We start from the raw sequence: 12593 nt of genomic DNA on the forward strand, positions 1-12593 counted from the left end.
CAGTCAGCCATGAAGTGATATATTGGCGCGTTAGGCATCTTTAGTGGGTTGGATAGCTGTCTGGCCGCGGCGGCTGCATGCCGGTGAATTCCCGGGCACCGCTGCACAGGCTATTGGCATCCATACCGGAATCACATATTGGAGAATGAAATGCGTAAATCCCTGCTCGCGGTAGCCATTGTGGCTGTTGCTGCCTGTTCCGAGGCGCCCAATCCGGATTCAAACAAGTCTGTACCGTCAGCGGACGTCGAAAAGACTCAGGCGGCTGGTGATCTGGCCACGCCGGCAGCGCAGGAGAACCCCCTGCTCCGTCCAAGCACACTGCAGTACCAGGCGCCGGATTTCAGTCAGATCGAGGATGAGCACTTTGAGCCAGCCTTCGAACAGGGCATGAGCGAGCATTTGCAGCAAATCCAGGCGATCGCCAACAACCCGGAACCTGCCAGCTTCAACAACACCATCGTGGCCATGGAACAAGCGGGCTCCCTGCTGACCCGGGTATCGCGGATTTTCTTCAACCTGGTCGGCAGCGACAGCAATGAAGCCCGTCGTGCACTGCAAAGCAAGCTGGCCCCGAAGCTTGCGGCACACTCCGACAGTATTTACCTGAATGCGGACCTGTTTGCCCGTGTAGAAGCGCTCTACAAGCAGCGTGTTGAGAAAGAGCTGGATGCGGAATCCACGCGTCTGCTGGAAAACACCTACGACAAGTTCGTCAAGGCCGGCGCCAAGCTGTCTGCGGAACAGAAAGTCACCCTGCGTGCCCTGAACGAAGAGCACTCCAAACTCACTACCCAGTTCAGCCAGAACCTGCTGAAACTCAGCAAAGACATCGCCGTGGTTGTCGACGACAAGGGCGAGCTGGAAGGTCTGTCTGAGAGCGAGATCAAGGCCGCCGCAGAGGCCGCTACCGACGCGGGTCACGAAGGCAAATATCTGATCAGCATCACCAATACGACCCGTCAGCCGGTTCTCACCTCGCTGAGCAACCGCGCACTGCGCCAGCGTATCTGGGAGGCGTCCGCCAACCGCGGTACCTCCGGCGAGCTGGACAACCGGCCTCTGGTCAAGCGCATGGCGCAGATTCGCGCGCAGAAAGCCGACCTGCTGGGTTACGACAACTGGGCCGAGTACCAGCTGACCAACACCATGGCGGAAAAGCCGGAAAACGTGTTCAACATGCTGAGCTCCATGGTGCCGGCGGTGGTCAGCAACACCAAGGCAGAGCAGGCCGATATTCAGGCCATGATCGAGCAGGAAGGTGGTGAATTCGAAGCGCAGCCCTGGGATTGGGCGTACTACGCGGAAAAGGTGCGTCAGGCAAAATACGACCTGAATGAAAGCGAAGTGCGCGAGTACTTTGAGTTCAACCGGGTACTGAAAGACGGCCTGTTCTATACCATGAACCGCCTGTTCGGCATTCGCTTTGAGCCGCGTCCGGACCTGCCGGTTTATCACCCGGACGTGCAGGCGTTCGAGCTGTTCGATCACGACGGTAAGAGCCTTGCGATTTTCTACGCGGATTACTTCGCTCGTGACGGCAAGCGCGGTGGTGCCTGGATGAGTTCCTTTGTGGGTCAGTCTGGCCTGCTGGAGCAGAAGCCGGTGGTAGTGAATGTCATGAACATTCCCAAAGGCCCGGAAGGTGAGCCGACGCTGGTCAGCTTCGACAACGTCACCACCATGTTCCATGAACTGGGGCACGGCCTGCACGGAATGTTCTCCAACGTCCGCTACCCCAGCCTGGCTGGTACCGCCGTATCCCGCGATTTCGTCGAGTTCCCGTCCACCTTCCAGGAAGACTGGGCGAGCAATCCCGAAGTACTGGCGAATTACGCCTACCACTATAAGACTGGTGAGCCGATCCCGACCGAGCTGCTGAAAAAAGTGTTGAAGGCCAAGAACTTCAATATGGGTTTCGATACCCTGGAGTACATGTCCGCCGCGCTGCTGGATATGGAATGGCACTCCCTGCCCGCCGACGCACCGCAGCAGGATGTCGAAAAGTTTGAAGCCCAGGCACTGGCAAAACATGGGGTCGACCTGGCCACAGTGCCGCCGCGCTACAAGTCCACCTTTTTCGCCCACTCAATGGGTGGCGGTTATTCCGCGGGCTATTACGCCTATATGTGGAGTGAGATCCTGGCGGCCGACGCCTTTGCCTATCTGGGTGAGCGCGGTGGATTGACCCGTGAAAATGGTGACTGGTATCGCAAGAACATCCTGGAAGTGGGTAACTCCCGACTGCCGATGGAGTCCTTCGTTAAGTTCCGTGGCAAGGAGCCGACCACCGACGCGCTGCTGATCCGTCGCGGACTCAATCCGTCCTCAGGCGAATAACCGCTGACAGGCCGCGCAGGGACGCGCGGCATATTGAATGCGGTCAAATAATGCCGGCCTGGCGAAATATTTCGATAGCCGGCATTAATTCTTTTTCATACTTTTTCCACCTCTGTACCGCGTCTCGATAAATCGGTTGACGCACCTGTACACTGCTGGCCGTGGATACTGCTGCATCCGCGCGGTGGAATTCCAGGCATTCCGCCTCCCACGGCAATTCCATATATTCCATTAACGCACGCGCTTCGCGCTCGGGATTGTCGGTGAGTTGTTCGTAATTCACCGTGTAGATTCTCTTTCCAAACAGCCGTTTCCAATGCGCCATTAAATCCAGGTAGGCGCAGATATAGCGTGCGGTATCCGCAAGGCTGTAGTGGTAGTGGTAATAGCGAAAAGCGAATGAAAACAGCTGCCGATAGTTACTCAGACAAACATCCAGTGGATGCCGGTCGAGCACCACGATTTTTGCCTTTGGCAGGCTTCTCAGAATAAATCCCAGATAGAGAAAGTTGATCGGCAGCTTGTCAATCATCCGCGCACCAGACTTGCCGCGCTCGCGGCAGCGGGCGATATAGTCCCGGCCAATGATATCCGCGTCCACCGCGAGTGCCGCGGTAATTACATCCGGGGACAGCGTATGCGGTGATGAGGTGTTTGAGTGGCGTTTGATGGCCAGCGGAAATTCGTGCAGTTCGCCATGGGATTGAATCTGCGAGTGGCTGGCAAGGATGCGTTCCACGAGTGTGGTGCCCGAGCGGGGCATACCCACAATAAACAGAGATTTTTCTCCCTGGCTGCCGTCCCGGTTTTGTACGTTAGCTTGTTTATCCGTTGGAAAGGCGGATTTCAGCGCGCGAAACAGCTCGGCATCCTGATCAAAGGTGTAGCCGATTTTATCGCGGTATCGGTGTTTGGCCGCGTCCAGGCAGGCGAATGACGCAGTGTAGTTGCCGTTGCGCTCCCAATCCCTCGCCAGTGCATGACTGAGATGCAGCTGATCTTCGGCACTTAGCCCGGGTTGCGCCAGTAAGGCTGGCAACTCTTTTTGTCGGTTTACGGCTCTGGCGGTATCTGCGCTGTTTTTCTCAAGCTCAGACAATGCCCAGCGTGCGCGGGCAAAACCCGGCTGTAACACTATGGCTTTTTCATAAGCTGCGCGAGCGGCGTCCTGATTGCCAAGGAACTGTTCGGTGGAGGCAAGATTGAACTGGAATTGCGCATTGTCTGGCGCCCGGGTTACGGCGCGGCGCAAGGGAATAATGGCTTTCTTGTGCTCATCGAATTTCGCGTAGACCACGCCCAGCGTGTCGAGCAACAGGGGGCGTTGCGGGTTTAGTGCCAGCGCTGTATCGGCAGTCTGTATTGCCGCCGCATACTGATTGAGCTGTGCATGGTAACGGGCCTTCTGGGTCAAATATTCGGTATTGGAAGAATTGTACTGCAGTGCGCGCTCAATCATTTCCAGCGCTAGGTTGACCTGTCCCGCAGTGGCGGCGGCGATGCTGATAAGAAACCAGGCATCGGCATGTGCCGGGTCAGTCTGCAGTATCTGTCGGCAACTGTGGTACAGCAAACGCATGTCGCCACGGTTCAGGGCCTGTTCCGCGGAAGCGTGCAGTTGTTGTATTGACGGTGCTTGCATGGTGATAAACAAATAAAAAAGCCGGCCCGGGACAGTGTATCCCAGACCGGCCTGATATTACCGCTGCGCAGGGGACGAAACCCTGGTTTCAGCCCCCGGCGGGATCAGAATGCGTAAGTGAAGCGGGCACCAATGGTGCGCGGAGTACCTACATACTGGCCGTAAGAGCGCTGGGTAAAGCCGTTGCCCCAGCCCACGCCCGGTCCGTTATTTTCATCTTCCAGATTGCTGCGGTTGGTGCGGGTGCCGGTGATGTAGTACTTGTCCCACAGGTTGTCGGCGAACGCTTGCACCATCCAGTTATCCATGGTCAGGGTGGCGGACAGGTGATGCACCGCATATCCGGGAATGGCTTCGCCACCGCGGTCACCCGGGATAATTTCATCGGTATCTTCATCGATCATGTACAGCGGGTCGTCGGGGCCACCTACCAGGTTGTACACGTCGCTGGCGAAGACCAGACCGTAATTCAGTGCCAGATCGTAGCTGCCCAGTACCGTGGTGGTGTAATTCAGGTTCAGGGAGCCCTGATGTTCCGCGTGTCCCGGCAGGCGCGCGCCAGCGTAGACACTCAAGTCACCGACCAACCCGGGGGCATCTTCGGTGAGTTCTGCTTTGGTGTGGGCGTAACTGAATACGAGGTCCAGGTTGTCGGTAATCAGCCAGGTGCCCTGCAGCTCGAGTCCGTTACTTTCCGCGGCACTGCCGTTGCCGGTGATCGGCAGGGAGGAAATGTTGGACGCGGAGGCTACCTGCAAGTCTTCCCACTTGATGTGGTAAATCGCGGCGGTCATCGATACGCGGTCACCGAAGCGACCTTTGTAGCCGACCTCGTAGTTGTCGATGGTGTCCGGATTGATAAATTTCTCATGGGATTCAATACAGGGTTCCTGTTCACCGCTGGCAACTTGCTCGGGGGTGCACACCGGATAGGCGTTTACCCCCCCGTTCCGATAGCCCTGTGAATAAGTGAAATACACCATGCCATCGTCGGCGATATCCCAGGCGGCGTTCAGTTTGAACAGATCGCCTTCATCCTCCCCCTGGGTGCTGGTTGAACTCACGTTAATGGAATCCTGGGGCTCGCCAAAAGCGACGGTGTCAAAGAGTGGGAATGCGACGCCACCGACTTCGGCGGTTTCGAACTGGTAACGGCGATAACCACCTGTTACTGACAGCGTGTCGGTGATGTCGTAGGTCAGTTCACCGTAGAAGGCAGACTCTTTTTCTTCCAGGTTGCTGATACTGAAATATTCCAGGCTGTCTGGACGCAGCTGTAAACCGTCCCAGTTATCCACCCAGAACTGGTCGAAGTAGGGGGTGAATTCCTCACTGGTGCCTTCGCCGACGTATTTGTTCTGGAAGTAACCCGCCACCCATTTGAACGGCCCTTCGTGCTGGGAAGACATGCGCAGCTCGAAGGTGTCGGACTGGTCGTCCACAATCTCGCGGGTATAAGAAGAAAAAGTGGGGAAGGAGTCGTAGCCCAGATCGAGGTCCAGCAACAGGTCGGTCTGGTCGCGCTGTCCCAGCTCTTCATACTCGGAGCGGCCGTACACCATGGTGGCCTGGGCAAAGCCGAGATCGCCAGTCAGCTCCAGGCTGGTGAGTTTGTTGGTGTAGTGGTTGGGTTCCTCGTAGCGCATAGCGGATTCGTAGCGGCCGGTATTGAACGCGAGTCGATGGGTTAACTGGCGGCCTTCCGCTTTGGTGTCCTGGTAGTAGTGCCACAGGTTGGCTTCCAGCCAGTCGGTGGCGAGCCAGCGCACATTAATACGAGTGGAGGTGGTGTCTTCGCCGTTGGCATCCTTCACCCGGCGCAGGTTTGCGGCGACATCTTCAGGGTCGCTGAAATCCGGGTCCGGATTGGACACGCCGGATTCACGCACTACGTAGTTGTAATCGATAAAGCCCGGATCCTGAACGCTGTCCGCATTGACGCGCACAGCCAGGGTATCGGTGATGGGGATATTCAGGGTGGCACCGTACTCCTGACCGAGGCCGGAGCTTTCACTCATGCTGCTGGCGGTGCCGCGAAACTTGGCGCTGAAGCCGGACGGGTCTGCTTTGTTGGGGATATAGCGAATGGCGCCGCCCATGGTGCCCTGGCCGTAAAGGGTGCCCTGGGGACCGATCAGAACTTCCACACGTTCGAGATCGTTGGGCTTCAGATCGACCTGCAGAGGGATGTCGCCAAGGTACATGGCGACGGTGCCGCTGCTGAAACCTGGTCCCAGACCACCGGTGTTGAGGCCGCGTACCAGCATATCCGGTACTTCATCCCGCGCACCGCGATCCACCACGGTCAGCCCCGGGGTGTAGTAGGCAATTTTGGAAATACTGTCTAGACGCAGGTCTTCGATCTTCTCGCCACCCACGGCAGAGATATTGATGGGAATTTCCATCACATTCTCTTCCCGGCGCGAGGCGGTCACCACTACTTCCTCGAATACCCCTTTGATCTGCGTGTCGGACTCCTGGGCCATGACTGCCTGAGGTACCGGCAGCGCGGCGCAGGCTATCGCCAGGGCCAGGTGTGATTTCTTGATATCTATTGAGCGGTGGCCGTTATCCATGGATTTCCCCCAGGCTGTTTTTGGTTTATCGGGGGAATTACGTGCAACCCGCGTACCAGCAGAGGTTGGTATGAATTACTCGATTGATCGGTATTTCCGCGAATAATGTCCTGCTGTGGCCTCAATCCGGTGCGAGGCTGGAATTTTTACTCGGCCGTCAGGCCATTTTGGTGCCAGAGCGTGACCTGAGAGTGGTCTTAGATTGGAGGGGGCGGGTAGGAGCGCAAGCGAGAATGGGCAACAAAAAAGGCGACCCAGTTGGGTCGCCTTTGCGGGGTAGCCGGGGGATGCTGAAATCAGCGGGTGCCGTACACCACCATGGTCTTGCCCTTCACGGATACCAGTCCCTGTTCCTCCAGGGTCTTCAGTACCCGGCCCACCATTTCGCGGGAGCAGCCAACGATACGGCCGATTTCCTGGCGGGTGATCTTGATCTGCATGCCTTCCGGGTGGGTCATGGCATCCGGCTCGTTGCACAGGTCGAGCAGGGTGCGGGCCACACGGCCGGTGACATCGAGGAATGCCAGATCGCCCACCTTGCGGGTGGTGTTGCGCAGGCGACCGGCCATCTGGGTGGCGAGGTTGAACAGGAACTCCGGGTGCTGACGGGTCAGCTCCTGGAACTTGCTGTAGGAGATCTCTGCCACTTCACATTCGGTTTTGGTGCGCACCCAGGCACTGCGGGTATCCTGGTCGAACAGACCCATTTCGCCGAAAAAGTCACCGTCGTTCAGGTAGGCGACGATCATCTCGCGGCCTTCGTCGTCCTCGATCAATACTGTGACCGAGCCGCGCATGATGAAGTAGAGCGACTCGCAGCGGTCACCGGCGTAGATGATGGTGCTTTTGGCCGGATACCGACGGCGATGGCAATGTGCAAGAAAGTCTTCGATGTTGCCTGCTGACAGGGTTTCTTCGGTAGCGACCGTCACGGATCTACTCCTCTTCTAGAATTTTTGTGCCTGATCCCGGGTATAGAGAATGATTATCCCGCTAAAACCCGTGTGCCAACAGGGGCAAGGCGCGGCAATACTCCGCAATGTGACCTGGGACACTCTTTACGAAGGGCTGGGATTGAGGGGTGTTTATAACGGTTGTCGGCAGCCCTGACAACCGTGGTAAGTAATGACTTACTCTTGCGCAGAAAGTTCCCTCGCCTTTGGTAGACGGTTTGCCCTGCTTTTCCGCGGGCCCACTGTGATAAGCTCCCCGCCCTCATCAAACTGGAAGGAGTTGTTGCATGGCTGGCGTTATGCAAGGTCGGGTGACCTGGGTCGATGGTGTCACTTTTGTCGGTGAATCCGGCAGTGGTAACTCGGTAGTGATGGAGGGTGGCCAGAAGAACAATGGTATTCGCCCTATGGAAATGATCCTGCTTGGGGTGGGCGGTTGCTCCTCCTACGATGTCGTCAGCATTCTGCAGAAGGCCCGCCAGGACGTATTGAGCTGCCACGTGGAACTCAAGGGTCACCGCCCGGATGCGGTACCGGCACCGTTTGAAAAGATCGAGATGGAGTTCGTGGTACGCGGGCGCAACATCAAAGAAGCGCATGTGGCCAAGGCCGTTGAGCTGTCTGCGGACAAATACTGCTCTGCATCCATCATGCTGGGCAAGGCGGGTGTCGAAATCGTGCACTCCTATCGCATCGAAGAGATCTGACCCATCTGCGGGCCCCGGTATTCGCCGGATGCCGGGGCTTTTTACCGCTGTTATCCTCTGTGTTCTGCAGGCCTCCTGTGGCCTGCGCTGAACCCCAAGCTGAGGAAACCCAGCTAAGATTGTGTCATTCCAACGCCCCCACTAAGATGCGCGCATTTGTACTCATTCAGCGGGAAAAACGATGACAGATATCAACGGTAAGGCCACTATCCGCATTCTCACTACCGGTGGCACCATCGAAAAAAGCTATTGCGAGTCCGAAGGTACCCTCAAGAACCGGGCCTCTATCATCCGCGAGGGACTGATCTCCAGCCTGCGCCTGCCGTATACCCATCTGGAGCTTGAGAGCATCCTCAACAAGGATTCCCTGGAGATGGACGACAGCGACCGCATGCAGATCTGCAGTGCCATTGCCCGCACGGCGGAGCAGGGTGACCCGATTGTCGTGCTGCACGGCACCGACACCATGTCGGTTACCGCCGACTACTGCTTTCAAAAGATGGGCACCCCGAGCGTCCCCGTGGTGTTTACCGGTGCCATGAAACCCATGGGCTTTATCGACTCCGATGCCCGCCAGAACTTCACTGAAGCCCTGCTGGCCGCACGCCTGGTCACGCCCGGCTTCTATATTGCATTCCACAACCGGGTGTTCTCCATCCCCGGCGCGCGCAAGAATCTGGAAACCGGTACCTTCGAAGCGATCTGACCTGCGTCTCGTCTGTTGGAGCCGGTGTAGTAGCCGGTTTAGTAAGCCTGCCAGCAGGCGAACCGGTCGCAGGTTCTCCAGACAACGTTACCCCTTTGATTTGTGATCACATTTTAGGTATAAACTGAACAATCATTCAGTTTAATATTTACCCTGCAACCCAGATTCGAGGTGCGCATGACCGATAACCGGACCGAGAAGCCGAGCCCGCAGACCCTTGAGCAATGGCTCGCACTGGCGGAAACCCTCACCATCGAGGGCCGCGCCTTTATCAATGGCGAATACGTCGACGCCCTGAGTGGCCAGACCCGCGCCTGTACCAGCCCCGCGGATGGCCGCGAACTGGTGCAGGTTGCGAACTGTGGCCCCGATGATGCCGAACGTGCGGTAAAGGTCGCGCGGGATACCTTCGAGTCCGGGGTCTGGTCCCATATGCCGCCGATGGATCGCAAGAAGATCCTGGTGCGCTTTGCCGAACTGATCGAGGAAAACCGCGAGGAAATCGCCCTGCTGGAAAGCCTCGATGCGGGCAAACCCATCAGCGATACCATGAACGTGGATGTGCCGAGTGCGGTTACCACCATCCGCTGGAACGCTGAGGCCATCGACAAGATCTACGACGAGATCGCTCCGACAGGGCCCACCGAAATTGGTTTGATTACCCGTATGCCCCTGGGGGTGGTTGCGGCCATCGTGCCGTGGAACTTCCCGCTTTCCACCACTGCGTGGAAGCTGGGACCAGCGTTGGCCACCGGCAACAGTGTGATCCTGAAGCCCGCCTCCAATACCCCGCTGACCGCGATCAAGCTGGCCGGCCTGGCGAAGGAAGCCGGCCTGCCGGATGGCGTGCTGAACGTGTTGCCGGGTCCCGGCAGCAGCCTCGGCAAGGCGCTGGGTCTGCACATGGACATCGATGGCCTGACCTTCACCGGCTCTACCGAGGTAGGCAAGACCCTCACCGAGTACTCCGGCCAGTCCAACCTCAAGCGCACCTTCCTCGAGCTGGGCGGCAAGAGCCCCAATATCGTGTTCGCCGATGCGGATCTGGACAAGGCCGCGGAAGCAGCGGCGCTGGCGGTGTTCTACAACCAGGGCGAAACCTGTACCGCGGGTACTCGCCTGCTGGTGGAAAAGGGCATTGCCGATACGTTTATCGAGAAAGTGAAGAAAGCATCCGAGCGTTTCCAGCCCGGTCACCCGCAGGATCCGAATACGGTGATGGGTGCACTGATCGACCAGAGCCAGTTCGACACCGTTGAATTTTACGTGGCCAAGGGCCTGGAGCAGGGTGCACAGCTGGTATGCGGGGGCAGACCGGTGGCGGCAGTGGAAGGCGGCCACTACTACGAGCCCACCATCTTCAAGAGCGTAACCGGGGATATGACCATTGCCCGCGAGGAAATTTTCGGTCCGGTACTGTCGGTGATCGAATTTGAAACCGAGGAGGAAGCGCTGAAAATTGCCAACGATTCCATCTACGGTCTCGCCTCCGGGGTCTGGACCCGGGATATCGGTCGCGCGCACCGCATGGCCCGAGACATCCGCGCCGGTTCGGTATGGGTGAACAACTATTTTGGCGGTGACATCACCGTGCCTTTCGGCGGCTTCAAACAGTCCGGCAACGGCCGCGACAAGTCGCTGCATGCGCTGGATAAATACTGCGAGCTTAAATCCACCTGGATTGATATCAGTTGATGTATACGCATTGAGCGCCAGATTTGTCACCACAGGGCCGCAGCAGCGGCCCATTTTAATTCGGCTGTCCATTCAGCCCGCAGTCATCCGGCGGTCAATATCATGGAATTGTGACCTGCCGCGAATGCGCGCAAAGCATACCGGGTTAGGATGGTGCTCAGGCTGTATGTGCCACTCTTTACCACCGATTAGATGGCACCACTGAATAGAGGCGTTTTTATGTTTAAGAAAGTATCCGTCGCACTTGTTGCCGTTACCATGATTGGCGCTGCCGGCACTGCGCTGGCGAAACCGGACAAGCAGGGTGAGCTTCCTCCCGGCCTGCAAAAAAAAGTCGAGCGTGGCGGTGAACTGCCCCCCGGCTGGAAGAAAAAACTGGTGCGTGGACATGTACTGGAAGACACCATTTACCGTCACGCGGTCATCGTGAAGCCGGTAGACCGCCATGGACTGGTGACCGTACGTATTGAGGGTGAGCTGGTCCGCCTGATTCACGCCACCCATGAAATCGTCGATATCCTCTCACACTGACGGAATAAATCGCGCAAGCGCTTGTCAAGGACGCTGATCTACCCTATACCAGCCTGAATACCACACCGGGCAATGTGAGCAGGCCATGGGCGAATACCATCACGGCTTTTCCGTCAGTATCGAGCGCAGCAGCGATGAGCGGGTGCTACTTTCCTTGCATGCTCGCGGCAAGCTGGAACATCAGGATTACGAGACCCTGGTGCCCATGCTGGAGTCTGCCGTCGCGGGCATGACCCATCCAAAAATAGACGTGCTGTTCGATATGCGAGAGCTGGAAGGCTGGGAAACCCGCGCGGCCTGGGACGATTTCAAACTGGGCCTCAAGCACGGGCGTCAGTTCGATAAAGTGGCCATGGTCGGCAGTAAGTACTGGCAGGAAATTGCGGCCAAGGTCGGGACTTGGTTTATCGGCGGCGAAGCGCGGATCTTTGCCACCCGGGAAGAGGCCTTGGCCTGGCTGCAGGAAAGCGCATAAACTCCTAACCCGGCTGTTCTATAAACGGCTCCCGCCATCTGGCTGGGGCCGTTTGTGCTATTGGCCGGTCCAAAACGAGAATAACATTTGGGGAGTGTGCATGTTCGAATGGATTGCGAGTCCGGAAGCCTGGATTGCGCTGGCGACGCTGGCTGCCCTGGAAATTGTCCTCGGCATCGACAATATTATCTTCATTTCCATTCTGGTCGGCCGCCTGCCGGAAAAGCAGCGCGAGTCCGCACGCTTTATCGGCCTGGCACTGGCCATGCTTACCCGACTTGCGCTGCTGTTTTCCATCGCCTGGATCATGGGGCTGACCGAACCCTGGTTTACCGTCTTCGGTGAGGAAATCTCCGGGCGGGATGTGATCCTGATCGGCGGGGGCCTTTTCCTGCTATTCAAAGCTACCCATGAAATCCACAACAGCCTTGAAGGTGAAGAGGGTGGGCACAGTAATGTCGCCACAGCCACCTTTGGCATGGTACTGGTGCAGATCGCCATCCTGGATATCGTGTTTTCGCTGGATTCAGTGATTACCGCCGTGGGCCTGGTGGACCATGTATCCATCATGGCCATCGCCATTGTGCTTGCCGTAGGAGTGATGCTGTTTGCCGCCAAACCCATTGGTGACTTTGTGGATCGCCATCCCACAATCAAGATGCTGGCCTTGTCATTCCTGATTCTGGTGGGGGTGACACTGATTGTCGAAGGTTTCGATGTGCATGTGCCCAAGGGCTACATCTATTTCGCCATGGCGTTTTCCGTGGCGGTGGAGATGCTCAATATTCGCTTGCGCAAGAAGCAGGTTGCCGCCGTGGAATTGCGCAAGCCGCTACGCGAAGAGTGAGCTCCTCGCGCGCAAGAGACGATTCCGTGCTCAACCATATTGAATCAATGGGGCTGGGTAGAACGCAGACGATCCTGTTACACCCCGGGTAGAGGGCTCCCGCGGGTAGCTGTATAACAAT

At 57.4% G+C, this 12593-nt stretch carries 10 protein-coding genes; 7 read left to right on the top strand and 3 right to left on the bottom strand.

What is annotated here, in order from left to right; genetic code table 11:
- Positions 1 to 150 precede the first annotated feature (150 nt).
- Positions 151 to 2340 carry a M3 family metallopeptidase gene (locus tag PVT68_RS13855; RefSeq protein ID WP_280319001.1) on the top strand — a complete coding sequence of 730 codons (2190 nt, stop codon included), beginning with the start codon at positions 151 to 153 and terminating at the stop codon, positions 2338 to 2340.
- A 43-nt stretch (positions 2341 to 2383) separates the two neighbouring features.
- Here PVT68_RS13855 and PVT68_RS13860 read toward each other — a convergent pair whose 3' ends face one another.
- The 3 genes from PVT68_RS13860 to crp form a co-directional block, all read right to left on the bottom strand.
- Complete coding sequence (locus PVT68_RS13860; RefSeq protein WP_280319002.1) at positions 2384 to 3982, bottom strand: tetratricopeptide repeat-containing sulfotransferase family protein; 1599 nt, start codon at positions 3980 to 3982, stop codon at positions 2384 to 2386.
- Between the two features lie 104 nt (positions 3983 to 4086).
- Entirely contained in the window at positions 4087 to 6558 is a 2472-nt protein-coding gene (locus PVT68_RS13865) for a TonB-dependent receptor (protein WP_280319003.1), read from the bottom strand.
- Positions 6559 to 6854: 296 nt separating this feature from the next.
- Positions 6855 to 7490 (bottom strand): cAMP-activated global transcriptional regulator CRP, encoded by a 636-nt coding sequence (crp, locus tag PVT68_RS13870; protein WP_280319005.1) that lies wholly within the window; start codon positions 7488 to 7490, stop codon positions 6855 to 6857.
- Between the two features lie 320 nt (positions 7491 to 7810).
- Here crp and PVT68_RS13875 point away from each other — a divergent pair, with 320 nt between their 5' ends.
- The 6 genes from PVT68_RS13875 to PVT68_RS13900 all read left to right on the top strand — a co-directional run bounded on the left by PVT68_RS13875 (position 7811) and on the right by PVT68_RS13900 (position 12472).
- Positions 7811 to 8218, top strand: a complete 408-nt coding sequence (locus PVT68_RS13875; protein WP_280322527.1) for an OsmC family protein — start codon at positions 7811 to 7813, stop codon at positions 8216 to 8218.
- Between the two features lie 181 nt (positions 8219 to 8399).
- Positions 8400 to 8924: an asparaginase gene (locus tag PVT68_RS13880; protein ID WP_280319006.1), complete on the top strand. Its 525-nt coding sequence runs from the start codon at positions 8400 to 8402 to the stop codon at positions 8922 to 8924.
- A gap of 177 nt (positions 8925 to 9101) precedes the next feature.
- Positions 9102 to 10619: an aldehyde dehydrogenase gene (locus PVT68_RS13885; RefSeq protein ID WP_280319008.1), complete on the top strand. Its 1518-nt coding sequence runs from the start codon at positions 9102 to 9104 to the stop codon at positions 10617 to 10619.
- A 219-nt stretch (positions 10620 to 10838) separates the two neighbouring features.
- The gene (locus PVT68_RS13890; RefSeq protein ID WP_280319010.1) at positions 10839 to 11150 is read left to right on the top strand and encodes a hypothetical protein; all 312 of its coding nucleotides are present in this window, start codon (positions 10839 to 10841) and stop codon (positions 11148 to 11150) included.
- A gap of 85 nt (positions 11151 to 11235) precedes the next feature.
- Positions 11236 to 11625 carry a SpoIIAA family protein gene (locus tag PVT68_RS13895; RefSeq protein WP_280319012.1) on the top strand — a complete coding sequence of 130 codons (390 nt, stop codon included), beginning with the start codon at positions 11236 to 11238 and terminating at the stop codon, positions 11623 to 11625.
- Between the two features lie 100 nt (positions 11626 to 11725).
- Positions 11726 to 12472 (top strand): TerC family protein, encoded by a 747-nt coding sequence (locus tag PVT68_RS13900; RefSeq protein ID WP_280319014.1) that lies wholly within the window; start codon positions 11726 to 11728, stop codon positions 12470 to 12472.
- Positions 12473 to 12593 lie beyond the last annotated feature (121 nt).

It is taken from the genome of Microbulbifer bruguierae, assembly GCF_029869925.1.
GTDB lineage: Bacteria > Pseudomonadota > Gammaproteobacteria > Pseudomonadales > Cellvibrionaceae > Microbulbifer > Microbulbifer bruguierae.